At 64.1% G+C, this 16339-nt stretch carries 16 protein-coding genes; 15 read left to right on the forward strand and 1 reads right to left on the reverse strand.

Annotated elements, in window-relative coordinates:
- Positions 1–5 precede the first annotated feature (5 nt).
- From thrB to prmC, 4 genes are all read left to right on the forward strand, one after another.
- Entirely contained in the window at positions 6–980 is a 975-nt protein-coding gene (thrB, locus tag QFZ30_RS06120) for a homoserine kinase (protein ID WP_307074437.1), read from the forward strand.
- Positions 981–1278: 298 nt separating this feature from the next.
- Positions 1279–3495, forward strand: coding sequence for a transcription termination factor Rho (gene rho / locus QFZ30_RS06125; protein WP_307074439.1), 2217 nt, complete (start codon positions 1279–1281; stop codon positions 3493–3495).
- 277 nt (positions 3496–3772) lie between these two features.
- Complete coding sequence (gene prfA, locus QFZ30_RS06130) at positions 3773–4846, forward strand: peptide chain release factor 1 (protein WP_307074441.1); 1074 nt, start codon at positions 3773–3775, stop codon at positions 4844–4846.
- 12 nt (positions 4847–4858) lie between these two features.
- Positions 4859–5728: a peptide chain release factor N(5)-glutamine methyltransferase gene (prmC, locus tag QFZ30_RS06135; protein ID WP_307074443.1), complete on the forward strand. Its 870-nt coding sequence runs from the start codon at positions 4859–4861 to the stop codon at positions 5726–5728.
- Between the two features lie 45 nt (positions 5729–5773).
- On the opposite strand, the gene QFZ30_RS06140 is transcribed toward prmC, so the two are convergent.
- Positions 5774–6703, reverse strand: coding sequence for an NAD-dependent epimerase/dehydratase family protein (locus QFZ30_RS06140; protein ID WP_307074445.1), 930 nt, complete (start codon positions 6701–6703; stop codon positions 5774–5776).
- 343 nt (positions 6704–7046) lie between these two features.
- Between QFZ30_RS06140 and QFZ30_RS06145 the strand changes: the two genes are divergently transcribed.
- From QFZ30_RS06145 to QFZ30_RS06195, 11 genes are all read left to right on the forward strand, one after another.
- Complete coding sequence (locus QFZ30_RS06145) at positions 7047–7820, forward strand: L-threonylcarbamoyladenylate synthase (RefSeq protein WP_307074447.1); 774 nt, start codon at positions 7047–7049, stop codon at positions 7818–7820.
- A gap of 1 nt (position 7821) precedes the next feature.
- Positions 7822–8730 carry a glycosyltransferase gene (locus QFZ30_RS06150; RefSeq protein ID WP_307074449.1) on the forward strand — a complete coding sequence of 303 codons (909 nt, stop codon included), beginning with the start codon at positions 7822–7824 and terminating at the stop codon, positions 8728–8730.
- Between the two features lie 6 nt (positions 8731–8736).
- Positions 8737–9693, forward strand: coding sequence for a glycosyltransferase (locus QFZ30_RS06155; protein ID WP_307074451.1), 957 nt, complete (start codon positions 8737–8739; stop codon positions 9691–9693).
- A 183-nt stretch (positions 9694–9876) separates the two neighbouring features.
- Positions 9877–11748, forward strand: coding sequence for a nucleoside-diphosphate sugar epimerase/dehydratase (locus QFZ30_RS06160; protein WP_307074453.1), 1872 nt, complete (start codon positions 9877–9879; stop codon positions 11746–11748).
- Positions 11745–12770: an MraY family glycosyltransferase gene (locus QFZ30_RS06165; RefSeq protein WP_307074454.1), complete on the forward strand. Its 1026-nt coding sequence runs from the start codon at positions 11745–11747 to the stop codon at positions 12768–12770. Before QFZ30_RS06160 ends, QFZ30_RS06165 begins: the two co-directional genes overlap by 4 nt.
- 82 nt (positions 12771–12852) lie before the next feature.
- The gene (locus QFZ30_RS06170) at positions 12853–13335 is read left to right on the forward strand and encodes a hypothetical protein (protein ID WP_307074456.1); all 483 of its coding nucleotides are present in this window, start codon (positions 12853–12855) and stop codon (positions 13333–13335) included.
- A complete protein-coding gene (locus QFZ30_RS06175; protein ID WP_307074458.1) occupies positions 13328–13666 on the forward strand; it encodes a hypothetical protein in 339 nt (112 codons plus the stop codon). Before QFZ30_RS06170 ends, QFZ30_RS06175 begins: the two co-directional genes overlap by 8 nt.
- 81 nt (positions 13667–13747) lie before the next feature.
- Positions 13748–14548, forward strand: a complete 801-nt coding sequence (gene atpB, locus QFZ30_RS06180) for a F0F1 ATP synthase subunit A (protein WP_307074459.1) — start codon at positions 13748–13750, stop codon at positions 14546–14548.
- A 76-nt stretch (positions 14549–14624) separates the two neighbouring features.
- A complete protein-coding gene (gene atpE, locus QFZ30_RS06185) occupies positions 14625–14828 on the forward strand; it encodes an ATP synthase F0 subunit C (RefSeq protein ID WP_009356484.1) in 204 nt (67 codons plus the stop codon).
- Between the two features lie 58 nt (positions 14829–14886).
- Positions 14887–15435, forward strand: coding sequence for a F0F1 ATP synthase subunit B (locus QFZ30_RS06190; RefSeq protein ID WP_307074461.1), 549 nt, complete (start codon positions 14887–14889; stop codon positions 15433–15435).
- Positions 15435–16262, forward strand: a complete 828-nt coding sequence (locus QFZ30_RS06195) for a F0F1 ATP synthase subunit delta (RefSeq protein WP_307074463.1) — start codon at positions 15435–15437, stop codon at positions 16260–16262. The genes QFZ30_RS06190 and QFZ30_RS06195 overlap by 1 nt, the downstream gene beginning before the upstream one ends.
- Positions 16263–16339: the final 77 nt, after the last annotated feature.

The following is a 16339-nucleotide window of genomic DNA, read 5'->3' on the forward strand; positions in this document are numbered from 1 at the left end:
TAACCGTGGACACCACCCCGCAAACCACCGTTGGGCTGCCGCTCATTGAGGCCGGACAACAAGTCACCGTCCGGGTTCCGGCAACCAGCGCCAACCTCGGCCCGGGATATGACAGCCTGGGCCTGGCCCTGGCGCTGCATGACACCCTGACCGTGGAGAGCCTTGAGACGGATCAACTCCTTTTCGAGCTCAGCGGCGAGGGGGCGGACACACTCCCGCAGGATGCCAGCCATTTGGTGGTCCAGGCGATGGAAGCCGCTTTCGACCGGCTCGGTTACCGCCACGGCGGCCTGAAAATAACGGCGGAAAACGTCAACCCCCACGGCCGCGGGCTGGGCTCCTCCGCCTGCGCCGTGGTGGCTGCCGTCTCCGCGGCCAATGCGCTGGTGCCACTGGAGGGCCGGCGTGACCGCGACTGGATTCTTCAGCTCACCAGTGAGCTGGAAGGGCATCCGGACAATGTTGCACCTGCGATTTTCGGCGGACTGGCGCTGTCCTGGCAGGACAGTGACCGGTACAGCAGTACGTGTGCAACCGTGGCGGAGTCGGTGGTCCCTGTGGTGGCGGTTCCCGATTTCGAGCTGTCCACCGAGGCTGCCCGGGCTCTGCTCCCGGCATCGGTGGGCCACCATGCAGCGGCCATGAACTCCGGCCGCGCTGCCCTGCTGATCCACGCGCTGACGCAAAAACCGGAATTCCTGCACGCGGGGACTGAGGACTACCTCCACCAGAGCTACCGCGCCGAGGCCATGCGCCCCAGTGCCGCCCTCATCGCGGCACTGCGCAAGGCCGGACTGGCTGCGGTTGTCTCCGGAGCCGGACCCACGGTGCTGATATTGGCCAACGGCGAAGCTGAAGCCGCCGAAGTGGTCGGTTTCATCGAAGCGTTCACCGCGGCAAACACGCCTGATATCGACTGGCGTGTGATGAAGCTGGCAGTGGACGTCGAAGGTGCTAAGGTGGAGTTGCACCGGCGGTAATCCCGCCTATCTGATCTGCAACTGCATTCAGTTGTTAATTGATCTCCTACTGCGCAATATTTTCCGGTGCCACCTGCTTGGTCTGTCGCAGGAATCTGCAGCATTCACTATCTGCCCCTGAACCGTCAGTCCGGCGCTCCGCCATTATCGGAGCGTGGGTGAATCAGTATCCGGCCCTGCTGGCCGAAATCCAACCGGCAAGGCCGAAAAATCCCGGCTGCAGATCTGAACTGCAGCCCAGATCAAATCATCGCGTCCAGCTCCCAGTCTGGACGCCGTCGAGGGGGAAGGATCCTTCGTGACCGAAACCACTGAGCTGTCTTCAGCTGTGGAACTATCATCTTCTGCTGCCGGATCGTCAACGGCCGCACCCGCCAAGAGCAGCGGCCTTGCCGGCCTTAAGCTCGCCCAGCTGCAGGCACTTGCCAGCCAGTTGGGTATTTCCGGCGGATCCCGCATGCGCAAAGGGGACCTGGTCTCGGCCATTTCCGCCCACCGCGCCGGCACGTCAGCCCCCAAGGCCCCGGCCAGGGCTGCTGAAAAGGCGAGCCAAAACCACGTCGCTGCCGAAGCTGCCGCACCCGCTGCTGCAGCCAGCGAAACCTCGGAGGCTCCCGCCGCCGAGGGAACACGGGCACGTGGCCGTGGCCGCAGCCGCCGGGCCGGAAGTGACGGCGTAGTTGCCGCACCCGGCTCGGAATCCGCTGCCGCGGACGCACCGGCGGCCCCCGCCGTAGAGGCCCCAACCGCTGAAGGAGCCGGTGAAGCCGCCGCCGACGGCGCCGGCGAGCGTCGCCAGCCGCGCACCCGCAACCGCCGCCGCGGCGAAGCAGCAGCAGCGGCTCCGCAGGCGACGGAGGCCGTTGAAGCACCGGCCGAGGAGCCCGCCGCTGAGCAGCGAACCGCTGAACGCACCGAGACCCAGCGCACTGAGACGACCCAGCGCACTGAGACCCAGGGCAGCGAGACCGGTGACGCCGGCCAGCGTTCCGACCGCCGCGAAGGCGGCCGTACCCGCGGTGCACGGGACAACGCTCCACGGGAAAATACCCGCGACAACGGGGACAGCAGCCGCGATAACGCTGGCAGCCGTGACGCCGGACAGCGCGAAGGCAACCGCCGGGACGACACACGGGAGGCCGGCCGCGATAACCGCGACAGCGACGATTCAGACGGCGGCAGCCGCCGGAACCGCCGGAACCGGCGCGACCGTAACGACCGTAACGACCGCTCAGGCGGTCAGGACGGCCGGGACAACAATTCACGCAACGACCGTTTCCGCGATCGCAACGACCGCCGTCGCGGACGCGCACAGGGACCGGACGTTGACGACGTCGAGGTCACCGATGACGACGTCCTGCTGCCGGTCGCTGGCATCCTCGACGTGCTGGAGAACTACGCATTCATCCGTACTTCCGGCTACCTGCCGGGCCCGAACGATGTGTACGTGTCCCTGGCACAGGTCAAGAAGTACAACTTGCGCAAGGGTGACGCCGTCGTCGGCGCCATCCGGGCACCGCGTGACGGCGAAGACCGCAGCCAGCAGTCCGCCCGCCAGAAGTTCAACGCACTGGTCCGTGTCACGTCCGTGAACGGCAAGACCGGTGAAGAGCTGAAGGACCGTGTTGAGTTCGCCAAGCTGGTTCCGCTCTACCCGTCCGAGCGCCTGCGCCTGGAGACCGACCCCAAGAAGATCGGTCCCCGTGTCATTGACCTGGTCGCCCCGATCGGCAAGGGCCAGCGCGGCCTGATCGTCTCGCCTCCGAAGGCCGGCAAAACGCTCATCCTGCAGTCCATCGCGAACGCCATCACCACCAACAATCCTGAGGTCCACCTCATGATGGTGCTGGTTGACGAACGCCCTGAAGAAGTTACGGACATGCAGCGCACCGTCAAGGGCGAGGTCATTGCCTCAACCTTCGACCGTCCCGCCGACGACCACACCACTGTGGCCGAGCTCTCCATCGAACGCGCCAAGCGCCTCGTGGAGATGGGCATGGACGTTGTGGTGCTCCTGGACTCCATGACCCGTCTGGGCCGCGCCTACAACCTGGCGGCTCCCGCCTCCGGCCGTATCCTCTCCGGTGGTGTGGACTCCGCGGCGCTGTACCCGCCGAAGCGGTTCTTCGGTGCAGCCCGCAACATCGAAAACGGCGGCTCCCTGACCATCCTTGCAACGGCCCTCGTCGAGACCGGTTCCAAGATGGACGAGGTCATCTTCGAAGAGTTCAAGGGCACCGGCAACATGGAGCTCCGCCTGTCCCGCCAGCTGGCGGACAAGCGCATCTTCCCGGCCGTGGATGTCAACGCATCCGGTACGCGCCGCGAAGAGAACCTGCTTTCCCCCGAGGAAGTCAAGATCATGTGGAAGCTGCGCCGCGTCCTCTCCGGACTCGAAACGCAGCAGAGCCTTGAGCTGCTGACCAACAAGATCCGGGAAACCCAGAGCAACGTCGAGTTCCTCATGCAGGTCCAGAAGACGACGCTTGGTGCAAAGTCCGATAACGACAAATAGCGCTCTGGTGAGCCGCTGATTCTGCTGCTCACCTGGCCGTTCGGTTCTTGCCGCCCCCGCCCCTACGCTGGGAGGCTTACGATCTTCGATCGTTTGCCTCCCAGCTCCGGCAGGCCCGATGCCACTCCCGGGGCGGCAAGAACCGAACGGCTTTGCTGTTTGCCCACCTTCGCCCGGCGTCACGCTGCCGGCAAAAATATGCGCCGCCGTTCGCGGCGTCACCTCCCGCTGCCTTGCGTTACTAAACTGGAACGCAAGCGTTGAAAGGTTTCTGAAAATGTTTGAGTCCGTACAGGGCCTGCTTGATGAGCATGATGCTATCCAGGCGCAGCTTGGTGATCCCGCTGTTTATGCTGACCAGCGGCTGGCCCGGAAGCTGGGGCGGCGGTCTGCCCAGCTCAACGGCATTGTGGAGGCTTACAACAAGTGGCATGCCATTGAGGATGACCTCGCTGCGGCCAGGGAGATGGCCGGGGAGGATCCTGAGTTTGCAGCCGAGGTACCGGTGCTGGAGGCTGCCTTGGAGGAGGCTGCTGCCAAGCTGCGCCGGTTGCTTATTCCCCGCGACCCGGACGATGCCCGCAATGTGATCCTTGAGGTCAAGGGCGGTGAAGGCGGCGATGAGGCTGCTCTTTTCGCCGGCGACCTGCTGCGGATGTACACCCGGTACGCGGAATCACGCGGCTGGAAGACTGAACTCATCTCGGCCACCGAATCGGACCTTGGCGGCTACAAGGACGTGCAGATGGCAGTCAAGGGCAGCTCCAACGATCCCGCCGAAGGTGTTTACGCGCGGCTGAAGTTCGAAGGCGGCGTGCACCGCGTCCAGCGTGTGCCTGTCACGGAGTCGCAGGGACGCATCCACACCTCGGCCGCCGGCGTGCTGGTGCTTCCCGAAGTGGATGAGCCCGAAGAGCTTGAGATCAGCCAGAACGACCTCAAGATCGATGTCTACCGTTCGTCGGGACCCGGCGGCCAGTCCGTGAACACCACCGACTCGGCAGTGCGCATCACGCACCTTCCCACCGGGATCGTGGTGGCCATGCAAAACGAAAAGTCGCAGCTGCAGAACCGCGAAGCCGGCATGCGCGTCCTGCGAGCCCGCATCCTGGCGCACCAGCAGGAGCAGATCGACGCCGAGAACTCGGCCCAGCGGAAGTCCCAGATCCGTACCATGGACCGCTCTGAGCGCATCCGCACCTACAACTACCCGGAAAACCGGATCGCTGACCACCGCACCGGCTACAAGGCATACAACCTGGACCAGGTCATGAACGGGGATCTGGAACCGGTGATCCAGTCCGCCATCGAGATGGACGAACAGGCCCGCCTGGACGCCATCGGCGAATAGCCGCCGGATCCCATGACAATCAGGTCGGGACAGTCCCTAGCGGCTGCCGTCAGCGAGGCCACGGCCATCCTCAAGGACGCCGGAGTTCCCAGCCCGCGCGTCGATGCGGAACTGCTGGCGGAGCATCTGCTGGGTGTGGGCCTGGGCCGGCTGCGCGCCATGATGCTAGGGGATGCGGCGGCGCCGGAAGGTTATGCCGAACTCGTGGCCGAAAGAGCTCAACGGATTCCGCTGCAGCACATCACCGGAGTTGCGCATTTCCGGTATCTGGAGCTTGCCGTGGGGCCCGGCGTCTTTATCCCGCGCCCTGAAACCGAATCCGTCGTCCAACTGGTCATCGACCATGTCAAAGGGATGGCCCACCCCAGGATTGTCGATCTGGGCACCGGCTCCGGGGCAATTGCGGGTTCAATCGCCCATGAGGTGCCCGGCGCCGAAGTCCACGCCGTGGAGTTCAGCCCGTTTGCCCACGCCTGGGCAGGGAAGAATCTGGCGCCCCTGGGCGTCCATCTGGTGCTCGGGGACCTGCGGAATGCACTTCCGGAACTCAACGGAATGTTCGACGTCGTAGTTTCCAACCCGCCGTACATCCCGGCGGAAGCCGTCCCGAACGAAGCCGAAGTGGCCCTGCACGATCCGCCCGAGGCGTTGTACGGCGGGGGAGCGGACGGCATGGAACTTCCGACGGCGGCGGCAGGCTCGGCTGCGCGGCTGCTTGTACCCGGGGGCTACTTCGTGATGGAACACGCCGAGGTCCAGGCCACGTGGATCGCCGCCATGATGAGGCGGGCCGGTGTTTGGACCGGGATCACCACACACCTGGATCTCAACGGCAAGGAACGCGCCACCAGCGCCCTGCTTGACGCTCCGGACCACGAGTGATGAAAGACTAGGCCAGTTACAAACCTATGACTGCACCTCCGACGATCAGCGGCGGGTAAGCACTTCCCGGACGTTGCCGCGGACAGCGACACCGTGGGCGGCGGCCCAGCCAAGCACCTGGTCCTGACCGAACCACATCACCTCCAGGCGCCTTAGAGCCCCGTGGAAGCGGCTGCCCGCAAGCCGGGACAACCCAAAACCGAGACCCAGGGCGCCCCGGCAGAGCCATTCGGGAAGGTGGCGTGGCGGGCGGCCCCCCGCCAGTTCAAGGACCTCGGACGTGGTGAGCCCCTCCGCGGGCTGCAGCACCGTCGTCGACACCGTCCCGGGAAAGGTTGCGAGCGCCGACACCAGCTCGGCAAGACCCAGGACGGAGGTCACCGGAGTGGGCCGCTGGCCCGGGCCGGCCACGCTTGAGAGCACGGACGCCGCAATGCGTTGGAGCTTCCGCGTGGTGGCCCGCCCCGGACCCTGCACCGAGGTGGCGCGCAGGATGACGATATCCAGCCGTGCTGCCGGGTCCGGCTGCCGCACCCGGAGCGCTTCCTCGCCCAAGGCCTTGGAACGTGAATACGACGAGAAGGGTTCAACACTGGCGGACTCGTCCAGGCGCTGCCGCCTGCCCTGGACCGCGGCACTGCTGATGTGGACCAGGCGGCGCACCCCGGCACGTTCGCAGGCTCGGGCAATGACGGCGGGCAGGAGGGCGTTGGCCCCCAAGAGAGAGGTTTCGCCGCCTGCATCGGGAGACGCGAGGCCAGCGGCATTGACCACTACGTCCGCGCCGGCAATCGCATGGGCCAGCAGATCGGCAACGGGCAGCAGTTCCGTCTGCAACAAAATGTCCGCCGAGTCCGCACCGGACCAGGCCAGGCGAGGCGCACTGACCCGGACAACTTCCAGCCCGTCAGCGGACAGCCGCGCAACGACGGCGCTGCCGACGAAACCGCTGGCACCTACTACTGCACATTTCACGCCAATGCATCCTTAGATCTTTACGTCCGGAGGGCAGCGCCATGGAACGGGGCGCTGCCCTCGCGCGGGAAGTAGCCGGGTTAAGCTAAACCACCGGTGTTCGGAGCTCATCCTATCGCTTGGACACTACCGGCACCCGGAGCTGGCCGTCGGGCCAAGGGGACTCATCCCGCGACCCGTATATCGCCGCCATGATGAATCGGGCCGGTGTCTGACCGGGATCAGCACGCACCTCGATCTCAACGGCAGGGAACGCGCCACCAGCGACGGGCGTGCCGGTCCGGACCGCGCCACCAGCGACGGGCGTGCCGGTCCGGACCGCGAGTGATGAAAGAATAGGCCAGTGACCACAACCTACGACTGCACCTCCGACGATCAGCGCGCCCTGGGACTGGAACATGCCCAGCGTGCCATCAGCGAAAAGAAGTGCGTGGTGTTCCCGACCGACACGGTGTACGGGATCGCTGCGGACGCTTTCTCACCCCAGGCCGTCACCATGCTGCTGGTCTCCAAGGGACGCAGCCGCACCATGCCGCCGCCCGTGCTCATCCCGCGGCTTAACGCCCTGGACGGGCTGGCCACTGACGTTTCCGCGGATGCCCGGAGGCTGGCCGAAGCCTTCTGGCCCGGTGGGCTGACCCTCATCCTGCACGCCCAGCCCTCCTTGGACTGGGACCTCGGCGAGACCAAGGGAACGGTGGCCCTGCGCATGCCGGCGGACGAGATAGCCCAGGAGCTGCTCACCCTGACCGGGCCGCTGGCAGTCTCGTCGGCCAACCGGACCGGCCAGGCGCCTGCGCAGACCGCGGTGGAGGCCCGCTCGCAGCTCGCTGAATCGGTGGAGGTCTACTTAGAGGGCGGCTTCCGTCCGGTCGCAGGAACGGACGCCGTGCCCTCCACGATCGTGGATGCCACCGGCCCCCGCCTGCGGGTTGTCCGCAACGGCGCAGTGACGCTGGAGCAGTTGCGTGAGCATGTTCCCGGTGTCCTCGGCCTGGGCGAAGTCCCGATGGCCGAGGAACCGGCGGCGGAAGTTCCCGCTGATGACACCACCGCTGAAACGCCCACCGCTGAAAATAACGGCACAACCGCCGTCGACGATTCACCAAGGAACTGACATGCAGCCCAAAGTCGCCGTCGCGGCAGTAACCTTTGACCGCCATGAGGAACTGGCCCTGCTCCTCAGCGGGCTGGCGGCCCAGACGGCGCCCATCCACTCCATCGCACTTGTGGACTCGGGGACCGTGCCTGCTACGGAGGTAGTGAGCGCCGGCGGGGACAACATCAACTATCTGCGCTCCGAAGCCAATCTCGGCGGTGCCGGCGGCTTCGCCTACGCCATCATGGCCGCGATGGCCAGCGGAGCCGAATGGATCTGGCTGATGGACGACGACGGCCATCCCGAGGACGGCAGCTGCCTCGCGGAACTCCTCAAGACCGCAGAAGAGCACCGCCTCGATATCGTGAGCCCTCTCGTGGCCGCCACTGCAGATCCCAACCGGCTCTCCTTCAACTTCCGGATCAACGGCCTCCTGACCAACGACCGATCCAGGCTGGCGCCCATGGGCTACCTCCCGGACATGGTGCACTTCTTCAACGGCGCCCTGATCCGCACCGAAGTCTTCTATAAAATCGGAATCCCGGACGTGAAGTTCTTCATCCGTGGTGACGAAGTCGATTTCCTCTCCCGGGTCAAGAAAGCTGGCCTCAAGTACGGAACGCTCGCCACCGTGGCCGTGCAGCACCCAGCCACCTGGACGGAGATGAAATCCGTGTTCGGCGGGTTCATCACCCCCGTTGTCCCGGAGGGCGAGTTCAAGCGTTACTGCTACTTCCGCAACCGGGGTTACCTCACCCGGAAGTACCGCAATCTGCGCTGGTTCGGCGCTGACATCGTCGGGTTCCCGTACTACTTCTTGAAGACCGGTGACTTGAAGGGACTGGCGCAGTGGTTCGGCGCCTACTCCGCTGGTTTCCGCGGCAAGGGCTTCGGCTCGCCCGCGCAACTGATGTCCAGCGCCAGCTAGGCCGCCGTGGAGAACCTGTTCGTCGTCGTCGTCACCTACAACCGTGCCGACTTCCTGGAGAATCTGCTGGATTCCTTAGGCCGCCTGGACATGCGCCCCGAAGGGATCATCGTGGTGGACAACGCCAGCAGCGACCACACTGCCGACGTCGCCTCCCGGGCCATTTCCGCCGGCGACCTGCCCATCCGTTACGAACGGCTGCCGGAGAACCTGGGCGGCTCCGGCGGGTTCTCCCGCGGCGTGGAGCTTGCTCTCGAAGCCGGCGCCGGATGGCTGTGGCTGATGGACGACGATGTGGAGGTGCTTCCGGGGGCGGTGGATGAACTGGACCGCTTCACGCCCGACTACTCCTGCATTATCGGACGCCGCTACGACGCCAACGGCAACCCGTTCTTCTGGCAGCACCATTTTGTCGAGGCACTCGGAATCTTCCTCCCCGTCTCCCACGGCGTCTTCAAGCATTCCGATGTGTTCCGGACCAACGTGGGCAACTTCGAAGGAATGCTCATCAAGGCTCCACTGGCCCGGTCTATCGGGCTGCCGGATCCACGATTCTTTATCACCTGGGATGACGTCATCTACGGCTGGCTCGCCGCGCAAAGGACGCCGGTTGTCTACGTCAACGCCTTCGTCATCCAAAAAGTCCGCGCCCAGCGCCAGGTGGACCTCGGCCTGCGGCACCTCAACGACTCCAGCGACCTGAGTCGCCGCTACGTCATGCGGAACCGTGGCCACGTGGCGCAGTATCTTCGGGCGCACGGAAAGTTTAACCGGATCGGCTTCGGCACAGGGACTGCCCTGACGTTCCTGAAGGAAATCTTTCGCCTCGCACTGGTTGAACGCACCCCGAAGGGGTTCGGTGCCTTATGGCGCGGCTGGCGGGAATCGCGCGCCATCCTCGCCGACCAAGGCTGGGAGCCGATGCCGCCGGTGCCTGCGCAGGCAGGCCGGGACACCGCCTAGCGGCTCACCGGACGGGGATAAAAGGCAGAATACGAGTCCACCTGCGGCCACCGAAACGGGGAACCGGGTCGATTGCGATTAGTATCGTTTTAGGACCCGGTGCTGTCCGACAGTTGCGCCCCGGGGTATTTCTTGAAACAGGCGCATGGCCGCCGTGGTAGTGGAAGTCGGTTGCAATCTCTGTTGACTACGAAATCTGAAGCGCGCGAACCCGCCGCAGTACGGGACGAGAAGCCCCTCCTCTGGATCTGGATCCAACTGTTCTTCGACTCCGTGTCCTGGGTCGTGGCGATCGCCCTCGCGCTGCTGCTGCGCTATGAACTGGGAATCCGCGCAGACCAGTTGGTCGGTGCCATGGCCATCGCCGGAATTGCCGTGGTTGTCCAGGCGGTGGCCGGCTACGCCCTCGCCCTGTACCGGGGCAGGCACCCCTTCGGCAGTTTCCAGGAAGCCAGGGCCCTTGTCTTTGTAACCGTGATTGTCGCAGCCTCGATCACCGTGAGCCTGCTGGTGCTCTACGAAGAGATCGGAATCGGCCGCAGCGTCGGCCTCATCGCCTTTCCCTTCGCCTGCCTGTTCATGGGCGCCGCCCGCTACGTCAAGCGGCTCTACGTCGAGGGCAAGTTCCGGCCCGGAGACGGCGCCCAGAACACCCTGATCTACGGGGCAGGCTTCCTCGGTAATTCGCTCCTGACCCGGATGATGCAGGACCCTGATTCGCCTTACGTCCCCGTGGGCCTGATCGACGATGACCCCTCCAAGAAGCACCTGAGGCTGACCGGAGTGCAGGTCCTCGGCCGGGGAGACGATCTCCCGGCCATCATCCGCCGGACCCGCGCAACCGTCCTGGTGCTGGCCTTCGCCCATGTGGAGGCGTCCGTCGTGCGCCGGATCTCCGACGCCGTTGCCGGCCTGAACGTCAGGGTGCTGGTGCTTCCCCCATTGAGGGACATGCTCGGCAGCGGTGCCCCCGACGGGTTCTCCGATTTCCGTGACGTCGCGGTCGAAGACCTGATCGGCCGCCGGCCAGTGGACATCAAGGTCGATGAAATTGCCGGCTACATCAAAGGCAAGCGGGTGCTGGTCACCGGCGCTGGCGGATCCATCGGCTCCGAACTCTGCCGCCAGATCGTCCAGTTCTCACCTGCGGAACTGATCATGCTCGATCACGACGAAACCGGCCTGCAGCAAACCCAGATTTCCATCACCGGCCGCGGACTGCTCGCCGGCCGCGACACGGTCCTTGCCAACATCCGCGACGGGGCAGCCCTGCGGGACATCTTCACGGACCGCCGCCCCGAGGTTGTCTTCCACGCGGCTGCTCTGAAGCACGCACCGTTGCTCCAGCAATATCCCGTCGAGGCCTGGAAAACCAACGTCTGCGGCACGCTCAATGTCCTTCGGGCGGCGGAAGGGGCGGAGGTTTCACACTTTGTCAACATTTCCACCGATAAGGCCGCCAACCCCACAACAGCCCTCGGCCACTCCAAGCGCGTGGCCGAAAAGCTGACCGCCTGGATGGCCGGGCAGACCGGCCGCAAGTTTGTCTCCGTCCGCTTCGGCAACGTAATGGGAAGCCGCGGCTCGATGCTGCCTCTCTTCACCGAGCAGATCCGCGTCGGCGGACCTGTCACTGTCACGGATCCCGACGTCACACGCTTCTTTATGACGATTCCCGAAGCCTGCCAACTGGTAATCCAGGCCGGAGCGATCGGCACAGGCGGCGAAGTCCTGATCCTGGACATGGGCGAGCCGGTGAGGATCCTGGACGTGGCCCAGCGCATGATCGCCATGTCCGGCAAGCAGGTGGAGATCATCTATACCGGGCTGCGGCCGGGGGAGAAGCTGCACGAGGAGCTCGTGGGCAACGGCGAGCTGGATCAGCGGCCATTGCACCCGAAGATCGCCCACACCAGGGCCTCCGAGCAGGATCCGGCCAAGCTGGACCTCGACGTCTGGCTCGCCCGCTGCGAAGCCGAACAGGGCGCCTCCTACATCGCGGACATCCCCGACGACGAGGCTGATGAATCCGGCGACATCAGGGTGGCGTCATGATGCCGCTTGCCCTCGCGGCCGGGATCACCCTGCTCGCCAGCCTTCTGCTTCCCCTGGCCGTCAAGCCGTGGCTGGTCCGGATGGGAGTCGTCGACGTTCCGTCGGCCCGCTCCTCCCATGGCAAGACGACCATCCGCGGCATGGGCGTGGCCGCCGCCCTGGCCACCGCCGTCGGCTATCTGGCCGCAGTATTCCTCGGTGCCGTCACGGTAGACCGTTCCGTCTTCGGCGTGGTCCTCGGGATCATCGCCGCGAGTGCCGCCGTAGGCTGGATCGAGGATCTCCGGGGCCTTTCCATCCGTGGCCGTGCCGCCGCCCAACTGGGGATCGGCGCCGCGGGCTCCGCAGCGCTGCTGGTGCTGACCGCGCAGTCCTTCTGGTGGTTGCCGCTGGCGGCCCTGGCCATCGCTGCCTACGTCAACATTGCCAACTTCATGGATGGCATCAACGGGATCTCCGGCTTGCACGGTGTCACCGCAGGCGCCGCCTATGCGGTGGCAGGAGTACTGGCCGGGCAACCCTGGCTCACCGCCGGCGGAGCGGTGCTGGCGATGGCCTTCCTTGGCTTCCTGCCATGGAACCTCGGCCGTGGCACGGTGTTCCTGGGCGACGTGGGCAGTTATCTCCTCGGCGCCTCGGTTGCGGCGCTTGCCGTGGCCGGCTTCCTGAGCGGCGTCTATGTTGAATACGTCCTTTCACCGATCCTGGTCTATGTCGCGGACACGGGCTTCACGCTGCTGCGCAGGATCAAAGCGGGGGAGCGTTGGTACGCGTCCCATCGCGAGCACGTCTACCAGCGGCTCACCGACGTCGGATTCTCACACCTGCAATCCGCTGCCGTGGTCACGCTTTGCACCGTCGCCGTCATTGTCCTTGGCTTCATCGCCGCCACAGCCCCCCTGCCCACTGTGGCGCTCTGCGTTGCCGGAAGCCTTGCCGTGTTGGGCCTGTACGTGGCTTCCCCCGCCCTGATCCGGCGTTTCCGGCGCCGTATGAAAGTCACCCGGGCCCCGGTGGTCTAGCCATCTTCTATCTCGTGTAGAATTCAGGTGCGGCTTATCGCCGCATTCCTGTCAACACCAAACCCGCGACGATTGGGATCCTATGACCTCCAACGCCGACTCCGGACCCCCGTCCGGCAACGGATCCGTTGGCGTCTCCGGTCCCACCAGGTCATTGTGGCTCCGCCTCCTGCTGCTCAGCTCAGTCGCGGGCGCCGGGGCGATCGTCCTGGCCGGTGTTCCGGCGCTGGTCCTTGATGGGGCCAACGGTGTCCTATCCAGTACCTTTGGCGGCCTGCTGGTGATGCTGTTCTTCGCGATCAGCCTCCTGGTCGGCCACTTCATGGGACGCAATAATCCGTCCGGCGCGATTGGTCTCTTCGTCGCCACCTACTTCGTGAAGGTTGTGGGTTTCGCGGTGGTCCTCTTTGTTGTCGGGGCACCCGCGTGGCTTCATGGCCGTTGGTTCGTGATCGGCGCCGTTGCCACGGTAGTTCTCTGGCAGGTCGCTGAGGTCTACGGGTTCAGCAAGGCGAGGCTGCAGATCTACAACGACCCCGAGACCAAGGAACCGCACCATGGCTGACCGGAAACGAAACGGCAGGACGGGTGCCGGCAAGCCCTCAGCAACCGGTTCCGCACCGGGGGTTTCGGCGGACAACAGCGACGGCGGATACAACGCCGGGATGGCCGTCTTCAGCTACATTATTGGCGGAATCATCGTCTGGAGTTTGATAGGGTGGGGTCTGGATTATCTGTGGGGAACCCGCTGGATCGTGCTCGCAGGCGCTCTGCTTGGAGCTGCCGGAGGATTTTATCTTTCCCACATGCACGGTCTTACCAGTCACAGAAACACAGCCGGTAAGAGCGGCGCGGACAGCGGCCCGTCCGCGGACGGAAACACTAATGCCAAATAATTTCACACGGGGAACAGCGGAACGCAAATCCGCGGGTCCCCGACCAACGCCCAATGATGGACACTGCAGAGAGGAAACGCGTTGATCGCGCTTGCGCTCCCGGCCCAAGATTCAGGACCTTTTACGCCTCCTGGAATTGAACAAATGCACCTGCCGGCAATCCTGCCGTGGGGGGCGGCAGACGGATTCTCCAAGCAGATGCTGCTGGTAATCCTGTCGGTCGTCATTATCGCCGCATTCTTTCTGCTAGCTGCACGGAAGCAGCAGCTTGTCCCCGGCAAGCTCCAGTTCGCTGGTGAAATGGCTTATGGCTTTGTGCGTAACAGCATCGCCAAGGACATTATCGGCGGCAAAGACTTTATGAAGTACGTCCCGCTGTTGTTCAGCCTCTTCTTCTTTATCCTGGTGAACAACATTTACGGCGCCATCCCCGTACTCCAGCTTCCGAGTTTCTCGCATGTTGGCGGTGCCTATGTCCTCGCGGGCATCGTGTACGTCACCTGGATTGCCATTGGCATCAAGAAGAACGGCATCAAATACTTCAAGCTGGCCACCGTGCCGTCCGGGGTACCGTTCTACATCCTCCCGATCGTCATTCCGATCGAGATCATCTCCAACTTCCTGGTCCGCCCCGTTACGCACAGCCTCCGTCTGTTCGCGACGATGCTGGCCGGCCACCTGATCGTGATGATCGCCGGTTCCGGCATCGAGTACCTCATCATGCAGGAGAATGTGCTCCTCAAGGGCACCTCGGTCCTGGTGCTCGGCGGCGCGATTGCCATGTACATGCTCGAAGCGCTGATCATGGCGTTGCAGGCTTACGTGTTCACGCTGCTTACAGCCATCTATATTGAAGGCGCCCTGCACGCGGACAGCCACTAGGCACCCACAAACTTCCCCTCGGGGATGAAGCAAACCAAACAACCTGCCACACAGATGGCATCTTGAAAGGAAAAAAATGGAAGGCAATCTCAACCTCGTAGGTTACGGTCTGTCCGCAATCGGAGGTGGTATCGGTGTTGGTCTCGTGTTCGCCGCTTACATCAACGGCGTGGCACGTCAGCCGGAAGCACAGCGCGTGCTCCAGCCGATCGCATTCCTCGGCCTCGCGCTGACTGAAGCTCTCGCCATCCTCGGCCTGGTCTTCGCTTTCGTTCTCTAGTCTGAAACTTCAGAACCAAGCGAACATCCAGAACCGAGTAGATAAGGACGGGTGAATTATGAATCAGCTGATCATCTCAGCCGCCACGGAGGGTACTAACCCTCTGGTTCCCAACGTCTGGGAAATGGGCGTCGTCCTCGCCGGCTTTGCTCTCCTCATGTTCATCGTGGTCAAGTTTATTGTCCCGATGTTCGAGAAGACTTTCGCAGAGCGTGCCGAGGCTATTGAAGGCGGCATTGCCAAGGCTGAAAAGGCCCAGGCAGAAGCTTCCGCTGCCCTCGAGGAATACAAGCAGCAGCTGACTGATGCCCGCGCAGAGGCCAACCGCATCCGCGAGGAAGCACGTGCAGAAGGCGCTCAGATCCTTGCCGATCTGAAGGAGAAGGCGGCTGCAGAGTCCGCCCGAATCACTGCCCAGGCACACGTGCAGATCGAGTCTGAGCGCCAGGCGGCAGTAGTGTCCCTGCGTTCTGAGGTCGGCACACTGGCCACCACGCTGGCAGGCCGCATCGTTGGCGAAGCGCTCAACGATGACGAGCGTTCGGCCCGCGTGGTTGACCGCTTCCTGGCAGATCTGGAGTCCCAGAACGCAGGTGCAGCTAAATAATGGCAGGTGTATCGAGCGAATCGCTGACCACGGCCCTGACCGCATTGGAAGCCAAGCTTCCGACGGCCTCGCTGCAGTTGGCTAAGGAACTCTTCGGAATCCTGGGAACGGTGGACAGCTCGGCTGGCTTGCGCCGCGCCCTGACTGACCCGTCCCGCAGCGGTGACGAAAAGTCGGCGCTGGTCAAGCAGTTGGTTGGCGGGAAAGTCTCCGCTGATGCTGCGGAAATCGCGGGCGGACTGGCCAGTTCACGCTGGGCATCGGCCCGAGACATCGGCGATGCACTCGAGACTCTTGCCGCAACGGTCGTTATTGCCGTTGCTGAAAACAAGTCGGCCGTTTCTGCCTCCGGAATCTCTGGACTGGAAGAGCTGGAGAACGATCTGTTCTCCTTCAACCAGACCGTTGCCTCCAGCCATGAGGCACAACGTGCTCTGTCTGAACCGCAGGCCAGTGCTGCAGCAAAGATCACGCTGGCTGAGAAGCTGGTTCCCGGCGCGAGTGACGAAGCCAAGGTCCTCATCGGCCAGGCAGCGTCACAGCCCCGGGGCATCAGGCCCACCAGGCTGGTGGCCCGGTTCGCCGAGCTGGCAGCTAAGCGGCAGCAGCGCTGGATCGCAACAGTCAGCGTGACCCGTCCCTTGACGGAGACGCAGGCAAGCCGCCTCCAGGCGGGGCTCAACGCCCTGTACGGGCGCGAGCTCAAGGTCAACATCAATGTTGACCCTGCACTGATCGGTGGAATCCGTGTCCAGGTGGGTGACGAAGTGCTTGACGCTTCTGTTGTCTCCCGTCTGGGCCAGCTTCACCGCCAACTGGCCGGTTAGCCGGACAAGCACAACTTAACTGATAGAAACCCCGGTCATCGTGAGCAACGATGATCACGAAAACAGGAGAGCAGGGA

The organism is Arthrobacter pascens (assembly GCF_030815585.1).
Lineage (GTDB): Bacteria > Actinomycetota > Actinomycetes > Actinomycetales > Micrococcaceae > Arthrobacter > Arthrobacter pascens_A.